The following is a 22155-nucleotide window of genomic DNA, read 5'->3' as shown; positions in this document are numbered from 1 at the left end:
TAAGCTCCTATAGTGGTTTTTTTAGAATAAAAAATAACTCTTATCCTAAACATTCGTTTTTATTATGATTAATTTACTGTTTTATTCATTACTCTCAATAATGCGGTCATTATGCACAACTGGAGCTTAACTGTCATTATAGATTGAGTGTATGATTACCCTGTTTTTGTTGCGCTCTATAGTCTTTTTGCTAACCTCTATTGTTAGACAGTACATTAACTGCTAACACTTTTTATATAACTTCTCGAATATACTCTAAAAGCCGACAATTTCTCGTCAAAATTACCGTTTTACTTATTTATGTTAGGCATTACTCCAGATTGGCGAGGTTCTGTTGTTGCAAAGCAGCATAGCCTACCAAACGTTTGCGTTCAGCCTCACTAAATAGCTGCTGTTCGATTTGATTGATTTGGGTTTGTGCTTGCGTTTTATCTGCACTTTGACTCAATAAGTGCTGTTTTTGAGCTTGATATTGGTCGAAACGTTGAGCAAAGTTAGCATCTTCTGCATCGACTTGCGCGAGGCGTGCGGCGGCTGGAGCACCTACCAGATCACGACGCATGTTATACAATTCCTGAGCCGTTGCCCCTTTTGCTTGCATCTGTTTTGTGCGATTCATCAGCTCGTTCAGGTTGGCTTGCTGGGTGATACCGGCTTTGAGCGCATTATCCGGCATACGGCTTATATAGTTCTGCCGTGTTGCCTCTTTTTGCACATCCGTTAGCTGCTGGTTTTGGTTGATTCTGACCATCTCCATACTATAATCATCATACTCCTCTTCTGCACCAAAGAAGGCGGTAATGATTTCTTTAGTAAAATACTGCTGACGCAACTTGGCTACATCTTGCTTTTGCTGAGCGACGATATTTAGATCCAGCTCACCGCTTTTTGCCGCTTGTAATTGCAGATTGCCATAACGTTGTTCTATTTCAGAAATGGCTTTAAGATAGGTAATATATTGGTCAAATATAGCGACCGCTTGACTAGCGGCTGGCTCTGGCGTGTGGTGACGAATATAGCTTTCAACACGGGCATAAATAACCGCTTCATCTTCTTCACCCAGCGCCGACAAAAAATAATCGAATAGACGCCGTAGACCTTCAGTGACGACCAACTGCTTATTTTCGTCAATAATGATTTCGCCGTCAATTTGCGTGCCTTGTAATGAGCGCGGCAAACGCTCCAATCCAGTGACAAATAGAGATTGGTTTTGGTCGGCTGTTGTTTGCACTACTTGGCCATTATCCAGCGCAGTTGATAGAGTAGCATCAGCCTCACTAGTGAGGGCACTGGATACTGGTTGCGCTGTAGCCATACGTGTATTATCAGGTTTGAACCACATAATCACCGCCGCCGTTATGGCTATGCTAACCACGGCGATTATAACTATTGGTAGATAGGCTGGGCGGCGATTATTCGACATAAATAAGGGTTCTTTTATAAGTCAGCTTAAAGGCTTATGTTTTTAAAAGCGTATGTTCTTAAAAGCTTACATTATTAAAGGTTAGCGTTTTTAAGACGATTGACCTGAGTACGATAGATAGATTTTGGCTCAGAATCGCCCCATGCCGTCAGACCCAATACTTGATCGGCTGAATCCAAATGGTTCATTCTATAATTATCCCGAATCACATAACCAAGACGACTTGAGCAAGCAGACACCAACCCATCATTAGACTCGCCTGCAAACGGTACGCTCGTTGCTGCCAATAAATAATCACTAGGATCCAGTGCGCTTGTTATTTGCCCAACCCCGCTGAACGAATAGTATTTAATGCCATTGACAGCAGTACTGGTCGGCTGACCACAATAGTTTTTTGGCATTGCCGCAGGAAATTTGGCATTGAACTTAGCAGCACCATCGGTTGATAGAGCCACGAGCGCTTGCCAGCCATCTTGCTCTTGTATCTCTTTAAAACTGATACCTGAGCCAACGTCTGTAAAGCCACCAATCAAATTGAACACGCCTGAGACTAGCTGTGTTGTGACATTGGATGGATTACCTGTGGTGTTGTTTGGCTCGAGGGTGTTTTTGACAAAATCTGCCGTTTTTGACCCTTGTTCTGGGCTTGAGACTGCCGTGACTGATGCGACATATTTTGGCGCGACGCCAGCGACATAGCGGATATCTATACCGCCTTGACTGTGTCCAAATAAATTGACTTTAGGCTCACCTGAAATGGCAGTGATGGTTTTGACTTGTTGTAGCAGCTGCTCTCCGCGAATCTCACTGTTATTGACGGCTGACGTTTTGGTGGTATATACCTCTGAGCCGCCTTTCATCAACTCTTGAGGAATGCCATTGAAGTAGTCGATAATCCCAAACAAGTTAGTGAAGCCGCCAAGACCATGTGCCATAACAATTGGGTATTTTGTATCAGTATGATTTGACGTCCAGTATTTGTTGCTGACCAGCTTACATCCGGTTGAATTGGCGCAATTATAGTATTGACCAGCAGCTTGAGCCGAGGTGGTTTGTAGAGCCATTAAGAGTACACCGGCACCGATAACACCAAGTGAGGGGAGAAATGCGCTGGGCGTGAAAGCCGAAGCTAGAGAAGTTTTTAGCGTCATAATAACGTCCTTGTTATCATTAATGTGGGTTATCTTTACCTCTCAAATACGACAGCAGAAGCGGCAAAGATTGCTGCTAATTCCTTTAGCATGCAAAATTACATTACTTATATCTTCTGTAACATTCAACTAAATTGTCAAAATATGAATATATTATCGTGACTAGAGGGTCACAACTGCCCCTACTTCGCTGTAAAGCAATTATTATCAATAATAATGATAGATTCACTATCACTTAACGTAAAACAGCGGCGTCTTCATTTATGTTATAATTCAAGCCATTAATTCCATAACTATAAGTAATATAATGATGACTAAAAAATCCCTTATCCAGTCCCCAGAAGCCATAGAAAAAATGCGCGTGGCCGGTAAACTTGCCAGTGATGTCCTTGTCATGCTCGATGAGCACGTTCGAGTTGGCATCAGTACCGAGGCACTTAACCAAATCGCCCATGACTATATTGTTAATGTGCAACAGGCTATTCCTGCACCGCTTAACTACAATGGCTTCCCAAAATCAATTTGTACCTCGATTAACCATGTGGTTTGTCATGGTATCCCAGCCGAAAACAAGCTACTCAAAGATGGTGACATCATCAATATCGATGTGACCGTGATAAAATGGCTACTATGGCGATACCTCAAAAATGTGGATCGTTGGTAACGGCTCTATCATGGCACAGCGTATCTGCAAAGTGGCACAAGACGCCCTATATGCTGGTATGAGTGTCGTCAAAAACGGTGCGCGTCTAGGTGATGTCGGTGCTGCTATCCAAGCAGTGGTCGAGCCTGAACGTTTCAGTATCGTTCGCGAGTTCTGTGGTCACGGCATTAGTAATGAGTTTCACCATGAGCCGCAAGTCATGCACTATGGCAAAAAAGGCACAGGCTTTGAGCTAAAAACAGGCATGACCTTTACCATCGAACCGATGATTAACCAAGGTACATGGCAAACCAAGATTTTGCCTGACGAATGGACGGCGATTACTAAAGACCGTAAGCTGTCAGCACAGTGGGAGCATACGATGGTCGTGACCGATAATGGCTGTGAGGTGTTTACCACTCGCCCTGAAGAAGATTTGAGTTTTTTGACCCAGTAATATCAAAAAAATCGCCTAGGCGGTCTTTTTTTTGGCCAATAATTAGGTCATATTGAGTATTGTGCTCACCCGCTTTTTATCTTTATACTCTGATGACTTAATAACTTATATTGGTAACTTCTATTTGTGGCTTTTGTCAGCTACCAGCACACTGGTGATTCTACGCTTTTCAGCTGAAACGTTTTATTTTTAAACTCTTAACGGGATAACACTCATGTTTACTTGTGATGTCGCTTCTATCGATCTGACACCTTTACCTCTATTATCAAAGGATATAGCGACAAACGCGTCACTGCTAGCGGACACCCCTGTCACTGAAAAGTCGCTACTGGGTATTCCTCACTGGTTGACTCAAATTAATCAGGATATTAACCGTGCACTTGAACGCGGTGTCAATATTCGTCAATTGGTCGCGGCACGCTCTGGTGCGATTGACGAATTGCTGATTGCCTTGTTCAACTGGTTTGAGCTGGATAAGACAGATTTGGCTTTATTTGCCACAGGCGGTTATGGTCGCGGCGAGCTGTCGCTTTATTCAGACATCGACATTTTATTGCTCTCCCTGATGAGATTGGTGCTGATGCCAGTGGGAAAATAGATCGGTTGGTGGCTCTATTGTGGGATATCGGATTAGAGCCTGCTCTCTCGGTACGTAGTGTTAATGACGCTTTAGAGGCGTCGCTCGATCACACCATTGCCAGTGCCCAGCTAGAAGCTCGGCTATTAATTGGTAATGAGGCTTTACAGGATGTGCCCGTTCAAATTGTCAATAAACAGTGGTCGCCACGTGAGTTTTTTGAAGTAAAAATCGCAGAAGCGAAAGCGCGATATTTACAGCACAATGCCACCGAGTACAACCTTGAACCCAATATAAAAACCGCCCCTGGTGGTCTACGCGACATTCATATCATCGGCTGGGTGACCAAACGCTATTTTCGAGTGGGTAAGCTTTATGACTTAGTACAACAAAACTTTTTGACTGAAAAAGAGTTCGATGAGCTGAACTTTGCAGAAGGTTATTTATGGCAAATACGTCATTATCTGCATGTATTGACTGGTCGCAACGAAAACAAGCTGCTGTTTGATTATCAGCGTGAAATTGCCCAGTTGATGGGTTATGAGACGCAGCCAGACGATCAACCAAATGCCGCCGTCGAGCGTTTTATGCGCGACTATTATCGCTGTGCCATGCAGATATCGACGCTGTCTGAGATGCTGACCAATCACTATTACGAGACGATTATAGAGCCGCAGTTGCCTGATGATGAGCGTCCAAAAAAGCAGCCAATCAATGCGCGCTTTAACCAAGTTGGTGACCAAATCGCCATGGCGCATCATCGGGTTTTTGCCCAGCATCCTGATGCATCTTAGAGATGTTTTTACTGATGGGTCAGTACGGTATCAAAAACGTGCGCACTCATACGTTGCGTGCGCTAAAAATCGCCGCGCGTGGCATCGATCAAATCTACCGTGATAACCCCGCTCACCAAGCGCTCTTCTTAGCCAATTTAAAAGAGCAGAATTATCTGTTTCATCGCCTGCGTGCCATGAATCGCTATGGCGTCTTAGGCAGCTACATTCCTGCGTTCGCCCAAGTGACCGGTCTGATGCAATATGATTTATTTCACCGTTATACGGTTGATGCGCATACCTTATTTTTGATTCGGATTTTGCATCGCTTCACCGACCCACGGTTTTATGAAGATTTCCCACTGGTTAGCTCTATCTTTCAACGTATCGAGCGCAAGGAAATCTTGGTACTGGCCGCCATGTTTCATGATATTGCCAAAGGTCGCGGTGGCAACCATAGTGAGCTTGGACAAACTGAGTCGACTGAATTTTGTTTGGCGCATGGTATGAGTCTGGCAGATGCCAACTTGGTCGGTTGGCTCACTCGCTATCATTTATTGATGTCGATGACTGCTCAGAAAAAAGACATCTCAGATCCAGAAGTGGTCACTATTTTTGCCAATTTAGTCGGTAATGTCACCCACCTCAATCATTTATATGTGCTCACTGTTGCGGATATGAATGCGACCAATCCACAGTTGTGGAACAGCTGGCGTGCCACATTAATGAAACAGTTATACTCACAAACTCGGCGCATTTTGCGCGCTGATATCGATGCACCTACTAACCGCCAAGATATGATCAGTGCCACACGTACCCAAGCCTTAGCGATGCTCGATAATGTCAACAATCAACACATGAATCGTGATGAAGTCTTGAGGCTATGGGATGATTTGGGTGATGAATATTTCTTGAGAGAAATTCCTGAAGACATCTTATGGCATACCGAGGCCATTTTGAACCATCCGCCGATTGGTCTTGCTTCTAATGCGGATAGCCCGCCATTGGTGGTACTGCGTGAGCATCGTGAGTTGGCCCTTGATGCGGTACAGGTCTTTGTTTATACCCAAGATCAGACGAACCTGTTTGCAGTCACCATGGCTGTATTCGATCAAATGAACTTGGATGTTTTAGACGCCCGTATCATTACTGCTACCCGCGATTTTGCTTTGGACTCCTATGTACTGCTCGATCCCAGTGGCACATTATTGGTCGATGAGGACAGTCAACAAGAGCTCAAACAGCGCTTAATCAATGCTTTTAAAGACCCGACATTACTGAAACTTACCAATAAGCGCATACCGCGTCAGCTTAGACATTTTGAAGTAACCACGGTGATTAATTTTGAGTTTAACGAGGCTTCTGATCAGCATATTATGAGCTTGGAAACCCTTGATCAGCCGGGACTATTGGCAAGAGTAGGACAGGTATTTTTGCAGGAGAAAATTGAGGTACATGCGGCGCGTATCACCACTTTGGGCGAACGTGCAGAAGATATGTTTTATATCAGCGATCAAAATGATGAACCGCTATCTGCTGCTAGACTTGAAGCGCTACGATCCGCTTTGATGGCAAGTCTCAGTATGCAAAGAGAGCAGCCTGCTGCTTACAGCAAATGTGATTGAACAAATGGGCTTACAAGATAAGTCTAAGATAAATACTCGGCGTGTATCATCCATTCATTGATGGCATGCTTTGTATTTTTTAACCCGTTAATATCAAAAGCACCTTTATAAGGTGCTTTTATATATCATTTCGCTAGCGTGCTCATTGAGCTCATCATCCGCAAGATCTGGTGGCAGAATCTCTGCTTCAATCTGTTTTTGCGTCAGTATTAAGCGCCCAGCGTTGACCTCTTTTTGTAGCAAACAATGCAAACTTGCTAAATGAAAATCTCTGCCAAAACACTCATAGATTTGTCTTAGAGAAATAGGCGATTTGGCATGCACATCGGGATAAAGGCTGTCCTCTGCTAAGATAATCATCTCATTCAGTGCCTCTTCACGCATCAACTCATCTTTATCGATTTTACGTTGCAAGCTGTCTGCCATTCGACTTTTGGACGCGAGCATGGCCACAAAAATCACTGTCTGTAAGACAAATAAGGCAATATATTGCCATAAGGGTAGTAAAATACCGAGCTGATTGCTAAGCAACATCAGCACCATCGCAACGATCACGTAACTGACCAGTTGCCACAGTAACCACATCATCAAGCTGTTTTCACCGTACCAAAACATTTTTCGTTCTTTATGGCTAATTAATTGCTGGCGAGCTTGCCACCAGCTTTGCTCCCGCTGTTTTAATAGCTCGTAGAATTTGGCTCGCTGTTGCGCATCATCAAAATTTTCATCTTGAATGCCTGTCGCGTTAAGATCATTAGTTTTTGAGATACTAGGCATATCAAATTATCCTCACCATAATCTATCATTAGGGCTGACAGCAGTTTTTTGTATTGTTATAAGTTATCAATTGATAAGCTTTTTTTAGGATTTTTAAATCTGTGACGGCTTCATTAGTTATTATAATTTATGGTTAAATAGCTAAGCAGCTTGAGCATGAGAAGTAAAAGACAAAAAATAAGAGAAGTGCTACACTGCTTAAATGTAATTTTTCTTTATAACTTTATTATTAATTGTCTATTATAGTTACCCTACTTATGAATCACAACTTAACGTACCTGCATCCTTACCCTTTTGCAAAGATGGCAACATTGCTTGCTAACAGTGTGCCAGCCCATGACTACAGTGAAATCAAGCTCGGTATTGGTGAACCAAAACATGAGCCACCAGCGTTCGTGCTGGACGTACTACGTGAAAATTTGGACAAAATAAGTCGTTATCCAACGACTAATGGCATGTTTGAGCTGCGCCAAACCATCGCGCATTGGCTAGAAAAACGCTTCTTTTTGAACCATGTCGATGCCAATACGCAAGTATTGCCAGTAATGGGCACACGCGAGGCTATTTTTAGTCTGGTACAAGCAGTCGTTGATCATAAAGTAAGCGATACAGAGAGTAGTCCGCTGTCTGGCTCTGACCCGTTATCTGCCGTTTCTCCTACGACTGTTCCTACGACTGCTCCTACAATAGTCATGCCCAACCCTTTTTACCAAATATATGAGGGTGCAGCGATACTGGCGCAAGCCGAGCCTTATTTTGTGCCTTGCACACTGGACGATGACTTTAAAGGTAACTATCGCGCCGTACCAAAAGACGTTTGGGCGCGCACGCAGTTGCTGTTTGTTTGTAGTCCGAACAATCCGACGGGCTCAGTCATGACGATGGATGATTGGGAGTATCTCATTCGTCTGTCAGATCAGTACGATTTTATTATTGCCAGTGACGAGTGCTATAGCGAGCTGTATTTTGATACGGCACCGATTGGACTATTGCAAGCCTGCGCTGCCCTCGGTCGTCATGATTTCAAAAACTGTATTGTCTTTCACTCTTTATCTAAGCGTTCAAATCTGCCTGGTTTGCGCTCAGGGTTTGTGGCAGGTGATGCCAATATTTTACAAGCTTACCTGCAATATCGTACTTATCAAGGCTGTGCGATGCCGATACCACATCAGCTCGCCTCGATCGCTGCATGGCAAGATGAAAAGCATGTGGCACACAATCGCGCTCTGTATCAAGAAAAGTTTGCCTTGTGGATGTCTGAGCTTGGTGAACTACTAGAGTTACGAATGCCTGAGGCTGGATTTTACTTTTGGATAAAGGTCCCTGAGCCGTTCAATGGGGATGATGAGCGGTTTGTCAAAGCACTGTATGAGCAGGCCAATATTCACGCACTAGCAGGGCGCTATCTGTCACGTGATATTGATGGCAAAAACCCTGGGCAAGGCTATGTGCGCATTGCGCTTGTTGCGAGTGTTGATGAGAGCCGCGAAGCAATAAACCGTATTCGGAAATTACTAGGCGCATAAGCAGTCGCTTTATACGTAAAATTTTCAAAAAAACAGCAACCTCTAATAGCCACAATATTACTGTGGTTGTTAGAGGTTTTTTGCTTTAATAATGCTATAGTAAAGTGTATTTTATCATCAATTATCTTTTACTCAATATGCCATCAAGGATGATGCCATGCCCCATCTTGATTTTACCCAGCCGCCCTTTGACGTATTGAGTCTGGCTGAACGCCAAAGCATCAGAAAAAACACTCAAATCCGCTACCTTGCCAAAAATGAGCATCTAACTGCCGAAGAGTTGCAATATCTGTATGTGGTTAAAGGGCAGATTGAGCAATTGCTTGATGGTGAGTTTGTTGCCTCTTACTTGGGTAGTAACCACTCCGACCATCTCAATAATAACGATTGGTTCGACAGCCGTCGTCTGCCTGAATCATTGACTGAAAATAGCCTTAATACTAAAGCGCTGCAGACCTATCAGTTTCGAGCCGCTGAGGATGATACCTTGTTGCTCCAAGTCGCTGGTAGCGCAGTCGATAAAATAAGCGCCCAAAATCATCTAGTGCGCCAAATGCTGTCAGACAAATTGCCCGAACGGCTAAAAGCATTACAGCAGCGCCGCAATACTAAACCCATAGTCTCTGCCAGCTACAATGACCAACAAGAAGTGCAGCAAATCATGTTGCAGCCCGTCATTGATGTCAATCTATTGCCAGTCCATATCGTCAACGCTAATAACAGCTTGTACGAAGCCGCGTCTATCATGACGAAAGCGGGGCTAAAACACGTACTGGTGCAACCCTTAGACCACCTAAAAAACGAGGGAGAGGTGCGATTTGGTACTGGTCATCTATTGGGCATTTTGACCGATACCGACATTTGCCGCGCCGTGAGTGACCAGCAAGATCCAGCCACTACCCCATGCCAGCGCTATGCTAATTTTAACCTGCGTACCATCAAAGCCAGTGATGAGATTGGCGATGCATTATTGACCATGACCCGCTATCGCATCCATCGGCTACCAGTGATTGATCAAAATGGGGATGTCGTCGGTATATTGGGACAAAGCGATATGCTTGCGCATATTGGTCATCATTCACAGCTCATTAGTATCCAAATCGAGCAGGCAAAAGACTTATCGAGCTTAGATACTGCCGTCGAGCTTATCGGTCGTTACATTCGCGCACAACATCAAAACGGTGTCAAAATCGGTAATATCAGCCGCATGGTACAGACCTTGAATGCACAGGTATTTACCAAGCTCTGGCAACTTATCGTGCCTGATGAGGTCATGACAAATACCTGCCTGATCGTGATGGGCTCCGAGGGGCGCGGTGAGCAAATCATGCGTACTGACCAAGACAATGCGCTCATCTTACGTGACGGCTATACTCACCCTGATCTGGCACAATTTGCGGATACTTTTAATCAGCATTTAGCAGACCTCGGTTATCCACTGTGCGATGGTAATATCATGATGACCAACCCTATGTGGCGACAGCCGCTAAAACAGTTTAATGCCCAGATTGGTTTATGGTTTAGAAATACGGATCCCATGCATGGTATTTACTTGTCCGCCATACTCGATGGCGAATATGTCTGCGGAGATGAGTCATTATTGACTCAGGTGCGTCAACATTTAAAGGTTGCCCACAGGCAGTCAGACCCTATGTTTGTACGCCAGTTCGCGCGCGCCGCGCTACAGTTCGGTGATGTCAATCAGTGGTGGCAAAAGTTCGTGCCTTTGCTCGGTGGTAAATCCGGGTCAGAAGACATTGATCTAAAGAAAGCCGGTATCTTTCCACTGGTTCATGGTATTCGTACCTTGGCATTAGAAAACGATATCTTAGAGCTGCCCAGTAGTAAAAATCGTCTTAAAGCTTTGGTACAAGCGCGCGCCTTGACCCAAGAGCGCGCAGATACTCTATTAGAGGCCTTGGAGTTTTTTATGGCACAGCGCCTATCCGTCGCCCTATCAACCGATGATAAACATGCACGGCAAGTCAACCCAATGACCTTGACCGCGCTTGAGCGCGACTTATTAAAAGAGTGTTTGGCCGTTGTTAAAAGCTTTAAAAACCAGCTACGTCAGCATTATCAACTAGAACTCGCATAAGTAAAACAATCGCATAAATGGATGAGCGACAACTATGAGTTGGCTAACACAGTTATCCTGCGCTTGGCAAAAAACGCAGCTACAGCGTCCAGAATTGGCATCGATGTTTACCAAGCCTTTGGCTAAGCAGTGGGTAGCGATTGACTGTGAAATGACGGGACTCAATCCAAAAAATCACCATTTACTGTCTGTCGCCGCGATTCATATCAATGACAATACAATCGACACTGGCAATGGCATGCATATCGTATGCAGACCACCTGTGATGCCAGACCGTGACACCATTGTGATTCACGGTCTACGTACTGCCGACGTTGAGCATGGTATGAGCTACGATGAGATGCTGGCGCTGTTGTTGCCATTTATAGGCAATCGCCCGATTGTGGGATTTTGTACGAGTTTAGACACAGCGTTTTTAAACCCTCTGGTCAAACGCTATATGGGCACAGCGCTGCCCAACGAAATCATAGATTTGCGCCATTTATATAGTCGGCGCAGGAGTGGTCAAACCCAAGGACTATCTAGCCAAGCGCAGCATCTGACCAATATTTTAGCGCATTATAATATACCCGAGCTAGGCGCCCATGATGCTTATAACGATGCGATCATGACTGCCATGGCATTTTTACATGTGCGCTAGCGTGCGTCCGTAGTTTGAACATTCAGATAAAAACAGGTTTTCAACCACGCCTACCATCTACGCGAAAACGGCAACTCATGTTACCATAGGCTGTTTTTGCTACCTGATGAAAGATGCTCATGCGACCCACCTCTAAACTCCGTCATTCCTCTGCTTTTACTGCCAAATTACTTCCTTTTTCTCGTTATCTGCGACTGTCGAAGCCGCCTGCTAAATACGTACCTATCATGGCGTTATTAGCAACGGCGACACTATTGCCCATCCATGCACAAGCAGCACTACCAAAAGCCATCGAAGCAGCATTATCACGAGCCGATTTAACAGAAGCTGATATTAGTATTATCGTCACACCAGTCGGTGATAAAAATGCCAGTCACCTGCCCGCTCCCATTCAGGTTATTGATAGCAGCAGCACGCACCGCTCACCTAAACCCGCTCTTCAGCCAAAACCGACTGCCAATATAAATGCTAATATAAAAAGTAACTCTCAAAAAACCACGCAAAATAATAATAACAAAGCCAGTAATAACCATGTGCGCCAACAGAGTACGCTGATTACTATTGAGCAGCGTACCATTGAAAAGCATGAGAAAAAACTGCATGCTTACACCGATGACCCTTACACTTATCAAAGCTTAGAAAGCATCCCGACGATATTGGGTGATAAGGCAAAAACAGCTGTCATTAACGACAACAACACCAGTAACAGTAATAATAAAACTGGTGACATCAGTACTGATAATACCTCCATAAAAATTTCATTTTCACCATTACTGAACCATCAAGCTGATATCGCTCGCACGCCTGCCAGCACCATGAAACTCGTTCCCAGCTTTATTGCTTTAGACACCCTAGGCGCTGATTTTGTCTGGCATACCCGTGTCTATCATACAGGCCTTGTCATCGGCGACCGTCTGCATGGCGATTTGATTATCCAAGGCAGCGGCGATCCAAAAATGACTCACGAGCGTTTAAAACAGCTCCTTTATAAAGTACAGTCGTCAGGCATCCGTCATATCGACGGTGACATTATCATTGACAGTGGCGTCTTTAAAAATGTCAGTAAAGACCCTGCTGCCTTTGATAACTCGCCACTGCGTCCTTATAACGCCAGTCCCGATGGTTTTTTGGTGAATTTTAGTACCATCGGTATCAAAAGCTATCCGTTAAACAATGTCCAAGCAAATCTGACTTATACACCAAAATTAGCAAATTATGATTTGCCCAGCATCATAAATACACGTTCGGCGGCCTGTGGGCAAGCGCGTTATAGTCTCGCACCTGAGTGGCAAGCAAAACAATTGGTGTTAAATACTCATTTGCCAAACAGCTGCCAAGAGCATGCTTTTTATGTGGCTTATCCTGATGCCAAAGATTTTGCCGCACGCGTTATTGCCGCAAAATGGCAAGAGCTAGGCAATACGCTGAGTGGTAGTGTCATCACTCAAGAAGCACCTTACACTACAACGAAAAGCACCAAATTAACGCATGGTCTGACAGCACTTCCTATATCACCGTTGCCTATTGTCAGCTACCCATCGTTGAATTTGACGCAGTAGATTTACGATATCAATCACTTTTCAAACAATGTGATGACTGAGCAAGTGGCGTTATCGATTGGTGTTTATGACAAAGTTGATAAAAAACACTCGATAAAGCTATTAATCATTCACATAGCTTGTATCAATTTGGCAAGCCGACTGCGACGAGCTATCCTGTCGCATTACAGACTATTAATCAATGGTGGCAGACCAATCTAAGCACACCGCCGCCCTATTTGACCAATGGTTCAGGACTCTGCCGCGACTGCACCATAACAGCCGCCAACCTAAGCGAGCTATTAACTTATGCTTATAGCCATCCAAGTTTTGACGCTTACGTCAACTCGTTAGGTATCGCTGGCGTCAGTGGCACCATTACCGCTCATAGTGAACGCCTACCAGAATCAGCAGCCATTGGTCGTGCGTGGATAAAAACAGGTACCTTAAACAACGTCACCTCGATGGCAGGCTATGTCAAAGGATTGTCAGGACAGGATTATGTCGTGGTTGGACTCATCAATAGTGAGCAAGCACATAACGCTTATACAGCCAGACCCGTGCTAGATGCGATGCTTGATTGGACGGCGCAGCATTAAGTGTTTTTCACATCCTATTTTTCACCTTTATAAAGGTTCACTTATGTCACGCAAGACAACCAATCTCAATAAATCCAAGACTCATTCAGGTGGCGAGCCGCTGCCGAAAAACCATGAGTCAGCGCAGCCTAAATTGGCACAATATATAGGATATTTCGCGATAGGCTATACGCTTGCCAGCGCAATATTTATGATGATTCAAACCAAGCTTGCTGTGAATTCGCAACTAGTAACGGTATTGTCTATCATTATCGGCGCTTATATCGCGGTTCATAAATTTGTCAAACATCAGCAGCGCGCATTGAATAGCGGTGAAATCAATCGCTTAATGTTTGGCGGCGTCGCGGTGGTCGGGCTACTGACTGTCATTTACTTCTTAGCCATATGGTTTTGGTTGTTTGATGCGGTAAATCGCGAAGTTCTACTGGAGATGGCCGTCCAGCAACCATTGCCATTGGTCTCATCGCTGGTGATGATATTGGTGCTGACACTGGTCAGTGTTCGCATCAGTCTTTGGGCGATCAATCGCCTGCTTGACCCTAAACGCAAAACTATGTGAGCGAGGAAACCTCAGCCGAATTTCTACAAGGTGCTACAAATTTTTCTTCCTATTAATACATAAAATCCGTTAGGCTAACTTTAATGAGTAACCTTTTGAATGATTGTGGGTGATTAACGGTTTTATATTTTAATAGGAGCATTTATCATGGACATGGTTTTTTTTGACAATATAGACAAGCTTGGACGCATCGTTTTGACGACAGTCATGGTTTATGTGTTGATCGTACTGGTGACCAAAGTCTCAGGTAAACGCTCCACCTCGCAGCTCAATAATTTTGATTGGATCGTCACCGTGATGATCGGTTCACTTGGTGCCAGTACTATTTTGCTCAAAGACATTCCTTTTGTCGAAGGAGTTTCATCGATTTTAGTACTTTATTTATTGCAGTTTTTAGTTACGAAATACGCCTCTATCTCACCGCAATTTAGCAGTTTTATTTTGTCAGAGCCGCGTATTGTTTTTTATCAGGGGCAGTTTTTGCCAGATGCCATGCGCGCTGAGCGGCTGACTCGTCAAGAGATTGAATGTGCGATGCGCTCCGAAGGCATGAATAGCTTTGATGATATTGAAGCCATCGTTTTTGAATCGGATGCCAAGCTTACTATTATTCCAAAACCTAGCCCAACTGATGCTAGCAATAATGACCAAAATACAGAAGATACTGCCTCACAAACCATACAGCCTTTGATGTAAGACCTATTGTTTATCCAAGATTAGTAAAGCATAAAAAAAGCTTCGTAGAATCTTGTTTGTTACGTTCACTTAAGCGTAAAATTTTTTTGTTACATTTTACTAATGACTAAAATTAAAGTGGTACTGGCTATGAAAGTAAGGATTTTAACCGTCGGTAATAAAATGCCTAAATGGGTACAGACGGGGTTCGATGAGTATTTTAAGCGTATCCAGCCTATGCTCAGCACAGAAATCGTGGAAATTGCTGCCGCAAAGCGTGCAAAAAACCCGTCTGATGCCAATTTGGCACAATACCGTGAGCAAGAAGGACAGGCAATATTAGCCGCTCACAATGCCTCAGGGCGTGAGCAACTATGGGTATTGGATGTCAAAGGTAAAATGATTTCCACAGAAGGACTGGCTGATAAATTAGCTGATGGCATGCAGCAAGGCGATGATATGCACTGGTGATCGGCGGTGCAGACGGCGTATCGCCAGAAGTATAGCCAAAGCCGATGTAAAATTGTCACTATCAGCGCTGACATTACCGCATCCGTTGGTACGTGTTGTGCTAATGGAACAATTGTATCGCGCGATGAGTATCAACAACAATCATCCTTAATCGTGGTAATTAAGCAGTCATTAAACACTGCTATACTCTGTGCTAATATTTTTTGCCGATATTCTGTGCTGATAGTTTATGGGCAACAATATCAATGATAGAAGCGATTGAAAAATCGCGGCGCGCCCTAATAAACGCTACATGAAATATCCAAAACATGCGACACCTAACGCCCCTCATTCAATTCATCAGCCTGATGACTCGTACTCTCATTCGTCAACGCCTATTACGGCGACTAGCGTTTGGACAGATGTATCTGCTTTAGGGTCAAATGTGGCTAAGCTACCAGCATTGTTTATCTCGCATGGCGCACCCACGCTTGCTGTTGAGCAATCTGCCACGACCAGTGCACTGGCACGTATTGGGCAAAACTTACCAAAGCCACGTGCCATCCTGATTATGTCAGCGCATTGGCAATCCGCCAAACTCGAAATGAGCAGTAATCCGCAACCTAAGACTTGGCACGATTTTTCAGGTTTTCCACCTGAGCTATATGAGCTTCAATACCCTGCATCTGGTCAGCCAGCACTTGCTGAATCCCTTGCCCAGCAGCTCACTGCACGCGGTATTACTTGTAGCGTCAATCCGGTGCGGGCTTGCGATCATGGGGTGGGCACCGCTCAGCCACTTATATCCAGAGGCTGAGATACCTATCGTACAGGTTTCTCTACCGCAGCATTATGACAGTATCGCCTGTTATCAATTGGGTGCGCAGCTAGCGCGCCTACGTGAAGAGCAAATACTTATCATTGGTTCAGGTAACATTACCCATAATCTGCAAGCATTACGCTGGCAAGCAGATAGTGTTGACCAAACGGCTAAAGCATTTAAGCAATGGCTGCTACAACAGCTCAAAACAGACATTCCTAGTGCTTTAGATTGGCAGCAATATCCTGACTATAAAGATATTCATCCGAGTGACGAGCATCTGTTGCCATTGTTTTTTGCCTTAGGTACAGGTCAGCGTGTCTCAGTTGTCCATCAAAGCATGGCGCATCATAGCTTGGGCATGGATATTTATCGATTTGATTGAGTAATCATTACTTAATCGATAGAATGCAAACTTACTTCTCAAAGGCTGCCTTGGTAAACAACCCTGCTCGCTCCATCTCCCCTGCCACACTGAATAATGTCGCTTCATCATTCATACGCCCAATCAGCTGCATCCCAATTGGCAAACCTTTTTTACTCATTCCTACCGGTAATGACATCGCTGGCAATCCCGTGATATTACCCAGTAGTGTAAAGGCCATTTTGCCCAGCACAGGCTGACTAAGCTTTTCGATCATACCTGAGCTAAAGGCATACTTACCCATATCGATGCCCTTATTGAGCAATCCTGCGCTACGCATGAGCATTTCATCCATAACACTTGGTGGCAATACACCATGCTTAACTGAAGGTGTCGGCACGGTCGGACATAAAATCATATCATAGGTTTCAAGTAGCAAGCCAGTTTGATACTGACTGTGATGCCAACCATGCTTAGCATGCGCCAAATCAACGGCTGATAATGAGCGACCCAGCAATGCCATATTGTAGGTTTGTGGCTCTAGGTTTTTGATATGTTCTGCCCCAAAGTCACGCTCAATATTATGGTAAAAGCGGTATGGGTGCAGACCACCACCATAAAGTCATGCCAAAACTGCTCGATATTGATATTCGGCTCAGCGGGTATGACGCGATGACCCATGGCTTCTAGCTGCTTAGCCGTTTGCTCTAATACGGCTAACACTTCTTTATCCACCACAGTATTGGCAATCAATGGCTGTTGATGCAAGGCAATGGTTAATTGCCTTGGTGCGCGCATCGCAGCTTGCAAAAATGTGCCATCAGGTGGCGCGATGACATAAGGCGCACCAATCTCTGCGCCATTTGTAGCGTCGAGCATCGCGGCACTGTCACGTACGCTGCGGGTAATCACGTGATCTGCGACTGCACCTTCCCAGCCTTCCCCGAATTTAGGGCCTATCGGGTTACGACCACGGCTGGGTTTGAGTCCAAACGCGCCGCACCAAGCAGCAGGGAAGCGTATCGAGCCACCACCATCACCCGCGCCCGCCATCGGTACGATACCGCTCGCTACTGATGCTGCACTACCGCCCGATGAACCGCCAGAGCTGTAACCTTTTTTGAAAGGGTTATGAGTCGCACCATGGGCTTTTGGTTCAGTGGTAATGATTAAACCAAATTCTGGCGTATTGGTCTTGCCAAAGGTATTCACACCTGTGGCTTTCATTCGCTTGACGATTTCACTGTCGCTCTCAGAGATGATATTAACACTACGACTGCCCATCGTGATTGGCTCATCGGCAAAGCTAAATGACAAATCTTTGAGCAGATAAGGCACACTATTGAATATACCTGAGGGTAATCCCGCCTGTGCAGCATGATAAGCACGGTCATCAAAACGATGGATGATGGCGTTTAATTTGGGATTGAGTGTATTGGCTTGATAGACGGCAGCATCTAACAACTCTTTAGCGCTGACTTCACCTGCATTGACCAATGCCGCCAATGCTATGGCATCATATTGGGTATATTCTTTAAACATAGTAGCGTCCTTGCTGAGTAATAAACCTAAAATTTCTGAAAATTGAGTGATATTTATGCTATCAACAAAGGTCAGTTTAGTATAAAAAACGAGTGCTGATAATTGATAAAAAAACTGATTGGTCATTCAGACATGAGCGTTATCATATTTTTCCGATAAAAAAGACGAACCACTTCTGTGACTCGTCTTTTTTATTGTCTAATAAAGTCTAAACGCTACATTAATAGCTCACGCTTACCGCTTTTGCCCATTGAGCTGACCAACCCCGCGTCCTCCATGGAATCTACGATACGTGCGGCACGGTTATAGCCGATGCTAAATTTACGCTGGATACTAGAAGCAGAAACTTTTCGCGTCTCCATAATAAAGGCCACAGCATCGTTATAAAGATCGTCATCCTCACCAGATGCATTCGCCGTACTACCACCGCCACTAGGACTAGACAGTTCAAAGTTGCCTGCCATATTATCAATATAATCAGGCGCACCGCGTTCGCGCCACGCGTCACAAACACGGTTGACCTCTTCATCGCTGACATAGGCACCATGCACACGATCTGGCTCAATTTGCCCAGGTCCTAGAAAGAGCATATCACCATTACCCAGCATGTCTTCGGCACCGCCACTGTCCAGAATCGTCCGCGAATCTACTTTTGAGTTCACTCGTAGTGCCGCCCGCACAGGAATATTGGCTTTAATCAAGCCAGTAATTACATCGACCGATGGACGCTGGGTAGCCAGCATTAAATGAATCCCTGCTGCGCGTGATTTTTGTGCAAGACGGGTGATAAGCTCTTCGGCTTGTTTACCAACCTGCATAATCATATCGGCAAACTCATCCGCGACAATGACAATCATCGGCAAGGTTTTTAGCTTCGGTGCTTGGCTGATACTCATGCTGTCATTAGGTCGCCACAAAGGATCAAGCATCGGATTGCCCGATTTTTCAGCAGCAATGACTTTTTTATTAAACTCATTAAGCTTACGCACTTTGAGCAAACTCATCAGTTGATAGCGACGTTCCATCTCTGCCACGCACCATGACAAAGCACTGGCCGCTTCAGTCATATCGGTGACGACTGGTGTTAATAGATGCGGGATATCATTATAGTTGGCAAGCTCAAGCTGCTTTGGATCAATCAAAATGAGACGCAGCTCATTTGGCGTATATTTGAGTAGCATCGATAATAGCATCGAGTTGACCAATACCGATTTACCCGAACCTGTAGTACCAGCAACCAACATATGCGGCGCGCGTGCAAGGTCAGTAATGATGGCATTACCACCGATATCCTTACCCATCGCCATGCTGATTTGAGCTTTGGGATCTTGGAATTTTTCGGTATTCAGTAGCTCAATCAAACGTACCATTTCGCGCTGCTTATTGGGTACTTCGATACCGATATACGGCTTACCCGGAATCACTTCAACCACACGCAAAGACGCCATCGATAACGAGCGCGCCAAATCACGTGAAATACCGGTAACCTTACTGGCTTTTACACCAGCAGCAAGCTCGACTTCAAAGCGGGTGACAACAGGACCCGGAATGGCGTTGACCACATTCGCCTTTACATTAAATTCTTGTAACTTAATCTCTAGTAACTCTGATAATTGCTCAAGCTCGGCGACGGTATAACTGGGCTTACGATCAGGGTCTGGCTTATCCAAAATAGAAATCTCTGGAATAGGCGTTAGGCTACTACGATAGGCAGCCGTTTGCATCGAACGTGATTTTTGACTGAAGGCGGCATCATCACTAATATCTGGCATAACGGGCGCATTGACATCCTCAGCGCTATCATCCTCTGGCATCATGTCAGTGATATGATTGCTACTATCGCCCTCAGGTACCGCAAAACTTACCGTTGGTTTAGGCGCAACCATTGGTTCAATAGCTGATGCTGTGACGCGGGTTTCTACTACCGTAGGCGGCAGTTTAGGATTAGACGGTGGCGTATTGGTCGGCGTCATATCAGCAACTGGTTCAACCACGTCTACTGCTTTGGCGATACTCGCTTCATTAGGTACAGAAGAAGGCTCGAAATCGTGACAGTTCAGGCTCTTCATCAACCCATCTATCAGTAAAGTCGTTCATTTCGCTATTAGATGAGTCTGTCTCAGGCGCTGTGACTACTGCTTTGGGCAGCTCGCCCATATCGTCTACTTGTACTGTTCCTGCAGGTTGCCCTATTTCTGTAGGCTGCATGACTGTAGATGTTGAGACATCAGCATGCTCTGCCAACCATGCATCGGCCAGTATATCAACGGCCTCCACGTTATCCTCTAACTCGAACGATTTAGGCTCATTATCCGTTTCGTCAGCCGTCTCACCGTATACCAGCTCATTTATTGATGGCTGAGCTGTTGACGGCAAGTTCTTGTTGATTGAGCTTCGGACATCTCTACGGCTGATATCGCTGTAGAGTCTGGTACCACAGTCTCTAACGACTCAGTATTGCTATCAGCAGATACAAAAGTAGTAGCAGCTGAATCAGAAGTGTTCATATTATTAGCGTGATAAGCCATTTGCTCGCTAGCTAACAAGTCATCGACAGTATTGGCGTCATTCCAAGCAAAGCTTGGCTCGACTTTACGGATAGTAGTCATGGCAGGACTTGACGGCGTCGATGTATTCGTATGACTTGCTAGATTTTGAACAGTATTGCTAGGTGTCTCTACTGAGACAGGAACAGGTTCACTATTCTCACGACTAGATTTAGCAGCTGAATTAGGCATCGCCGCTTGTGTTGCGGCAACTACAGAAGCTTTAACGCTCTCAGCCAACCCTGACGTTGCCAAAAACTCTGACAACACATTGCTGAACCGACCACTGTTGTCTACGGCTTGAGCATTGCCAGCAACTTGTAACTCAAATGGCAGCTGCTCGTGATCGGCTGCGTCTTTTTTCGCGTTACTGTTGGCTATGTTTTCATCATTTTGCTTGGCATTGATATTTTCTGGCGTGGTTGACACGCTATCGTGCATCCTACCCTGATGCTTCACCCCTGAGCCCAGCCACGATAGCGCCTTAACCTTCTCATAAATCGCTAGCCAATGAATATTAAAAGCAAAAGTCGCGGTAATAATGACGAATGCCGTCAAGAAAATCACACTCCCCCACTGCGATAAAAGCTGTGCCAAACGCGCCTGTAATTCAAACCCAATAATGCCACCAGCCACGCTTTCCAGCCCTAGCGTTCCTGGATTGGTCAATTGCTGTACTAACGCCACCAATTGTGCAAACAACGCACTGGCACTTAATAATAAAAACACATAAGCAACCACTCGCATCAGCCAAAACGTTGGCTTGTTGTCCCACCAAATAAGGATAGACTCATAAACCACAAACGCCAGCAGCCACCATGCACCAAAACCAAAGAAGCTATAAAGCAAGTCAGATAACCAAGCACCCGATTCGCCGCCTACATTATTAATCGTGGTCATATCGCTACTGATATGCGACCAACTGGGATCGTTACTGGTATATGTCATCAAAATGACAAATAGATAGACGGCCAGTATTAACCCAAGGAGGGTAAATATTCCCTTTTTTAAATACTCAATAAGCGGTGCTGATATCACGTAAGATCTGCCTTGTTATTAATACTAAATGGTTGCCAATACATGACTAAGCCTAATCATGCTGACATAAAGCGCTGATAAAGGGTTGGATATAAAGTGCTGATACAGACGCACTTAGCGAAGTGTACAGAAAACATTGTCTATTATAAAAGCGATATACAACAGCCTTCTTTTTGCCTTTGGTACACTTGGCATAACTTCTTATAATAACAAATACATAGGGATAGTGGCGACCGTCTTACAAAGAAAGCGTGCAATAAAATCAGTCTGTATACGGTTTAGATAAAAATCATACGGTTTAAACAAAAACTTATGTCACTCGCAAAATATAACG

General features: G+C 44.7%; 14 protein-coding genes and 5 pseudogenes. 11 read left to right on the top strand and 8 right to left on the bottom strand.

Going from position 1 to position 22155, the window contains the following annotated elements; all coding sequences use genetic code 11:
- Nucleotides 1-310: 310 nt before the first annotated feature.
- On the bottom strand, nucleotides 311-1423 hold the full coding sequence (locus tag G7Y90_RS06745) for a lipase secretion chaperone (RefSeq protein WP_201553102.1): 1113 nt from the start codon (nucleotides 1421-1423) through the stop codon (nucleotides 311-313).
- A 74-nt stretch (nucleotides 1424-1497) separates the two neighbouring features.
- On the bottom strand, nucleotides 1498-2574 hold the full coding sequence (locus tag G7Y90_RS06740; protein WP_201553099.1) for an esterase/lipase family protein: 1077 nt from the start codon (nucleotides 2572-2574) through the stop codon (nucleotides 1498-1500).
- Between the two features lie 310 nt (nucleotides 2575-2884).
- Here G7Y90_RS06740 and map point away from each other — a divergent pair.
- A pseudogene (gene map / locus G7Y90_RS06735) lies at nucleotides 2885-3674 on the top strand (type I methionyl aminopeptidase).
- A gap of 214 nt (nucleotides 3675-3888) precedes the next feature.
- A pseudogene (glnD, locus tag G7Y90_RS06730) lies at nucleotides 3889-6649 on the top strand ([protein-PII] uridylyltransferase).
- 105 nt (nucleotides 6650-6754) lie between these two features.
- On the opposite strand, the gene G7Y90_RS06725 reads toward glnD, so the two are convergent.
- Complete coding sequence (locus G7Y90_RS06725) at nucleotides 6755-7426, bottom strand: hypothetical protein (protein WP_193007864.1); 672 nt, start codon at nucleotides 7424-7426, stop codon at nucleotides 6755-6757.
- 257 nt (nucleotides 7427-7683) lie between these two features.
- Between G7Y90_RS06725 and dapC the strand changes: the two genes are divergently transcribed.
- The 9 genes and pseudogenes from dapC to G7Y90_RS06680 form a co-directional block, all read left to right on the top strand.
- Entirely contained in the window at nucleotides 7684-8952 is a 1269-nt protein-coding gene (gene dapC, locus G7Y90_RS06720; protein WP_201553079.1) for a succinyldiaminopimelate transaminase, read from the top strand.
- Between the two features lie 157 nt (nucleotides 8953-9109).
- Nucleotides 9110-11050 carry a DUF294 nucleotidyltransferase-like domain-containing protein gene (locus tag G7Y90_RS06715; protein ID WP_250163734.1) on the top strand — a complete coding sequence of 647 codons (1941 nt, stop codon included), beginning with the start codon at nucleotides 9110-9112 and terminating at the stop codon, nucleotides 11048-11050.
- Nucleotides 11051-11084: 34 nt separating this feature from the next.
- On the top strand, nucleotides 11085-11690 hold the full coding sequence (locus tag G7Y90_RS06710; protein ID WP_201553060.1) for a 3'-5' exonuclease: 606 nt from the start codon (nucleotides 11085-11087) through the stop codon (nucleotides 11688-11690).
- Between the two features lie 119 nt (nucleotides 11691-11809).
- Entirely contained in the window at nucleotides 11810-13249 is a 1440-nt protein-coding gene (locus G7Y90_RS06705; RefSeq protein ID WP_250163733.1) for a D-alanyl-D-alanine carboxypeptidase, read from the top strand.
- Between the two features lie 119 nt (nucleotides 13250-13368).
- Nucleotides 13369-13827, top strand: coding sequence for a D-alanyl-D-alanine carboxypeptidase (locus G7Y90_RS06700; protein ID WP_250163732.1), 459 nt, complete (start codon nucleotides 13369-13371; stop codon nucleotides 13825-13827).
- A 43-nt stretch (nucleotides 13828-13870) separates the two neighbouring features.
- The gene (locus tag G7Y90_RS06695) at nucleotides 13871-14386 is read left to right on the top strand and encodes an ABZJ_00895 family protein (RefSeq protein ID WP_250163731.1); all 516 of its coding nucleotides are present in this window, start codon (nucleotides 13871-13873) and stop codon (nucleotides 14384-14386) included.
- 147 nt (nucleotides 14387-14533) lie between these two features.
- Nucleotides 14534-15082, top strand: a complete 549-nt coding sequence (locus G7Y90_RS06690; protein WP_201553054.1) for a DUF421 domain-containing protein — start codon at nucleotides 14534-14536, stop codon at nucleotides 15080-15082.
- A 129-nt stretch (nucleotides 15083-15211) separates the two neighbouring features.
- Nucleotides 15212-15683, top strand: a pseudogene (rlmH, locus tag G7Y90_RS06685) (23S rRNA (pseudouridine(1915)-N(3))-methyltransferase RlmH).
- Between the two features lie 141 nt (nucleotides 15684-15824).
- Nucleotides 15825-16650: pseudogene (locus tag G7Y90_RS06680) on the top strand (DODA-type extradiol aromatic ring-opening family dioxygenase); the annotation flags it as partial.
- 97 nt (nucleotides 16651-16747) lie between these two features.
- On the opposite strand, the gene G7Y90_RS06675 reads toward G7Y90_RS06680, so the two are convergent.
- The 5 genes and pseudogenes from G7Y90_RS06675 to G7Y90_RS06655 form a co-directional block, all read right to left on the bottom strand.
- Nucleotides 16748-17218 carry an amidase family protein gene (locus tag G7Y90_RS06675; protein ID WP_250163730.1) on the bottom strand — a complete coding sequence of 157 codons (471 nt, stop codon included), beginning with the start codon at nucleotides 17216-17218 and terminating at the stop codon, nucleotides 16748-16750.
- Nucleotides 17219-17235: 17 nt separating this feature from the next.
- The gene (locus G7Y90_RS06670) at nucleotides 17236-18237 is read right to left on the bottom strand and encodes an amidase (protein WP_250163729.1); all 1002 of its coding nucleotides are present in this window, start codon (nucleotides 18235-18237) and stop codon (nucleotides 17236-17238) included.
- 215 nt (nucleotides 18238-18452) lie between these two features.
- Nucleotides 18453-20048, bottom strand: a pseudogene (locus tag G7Y90_RS06665) (DNA translocase FtsK); the annotation flags it as partial.
- A gap of 211 nt (nucleotides 20049-20259) precedes the next feature.
- Complete coding sequence (locus G7Y90_RS06660) at nucleotides 20260-20613, bottom strand: hypothetical protein (RefSeq protein ID WP_250163728.1); 354 nt, start codon at nucleotides 20611-20613, stop codon at nucleotides 20260-20262.
- Complete coding sequence (locus tag G7Y90_RS06655; protein ID WP_250163727.1) at nucleotides 20586-21821, bottom strand: DNA translocase FtsK 4TM domain-containing protein; 1236 nt, start codon at nucleotides 21819-21821, stop codon at nucleotides 20586-20588. Before G7Y90_RS06655 ends, G7Y90_RS06660 begins: the two co-directional genes overlap by 28 nt.
- Between the last annotated feature and the right edge of the window lie 334 nt (nucleotides 21822-22155).

Source organism: Psychrobacter sp. WY6 (assembly GCF_018448495.1).
Classification (GTDB): domain Bacteria; phylum Pseudomonadota; class Gammaproteobacteria; order Pseudomonadales; family Moraxellaceae; genus Psychrobacter.
Note: the sequence above shows the minus strand (reverse complement) of the source record. Positions and strands in the feature narration are given on the sequence as shown.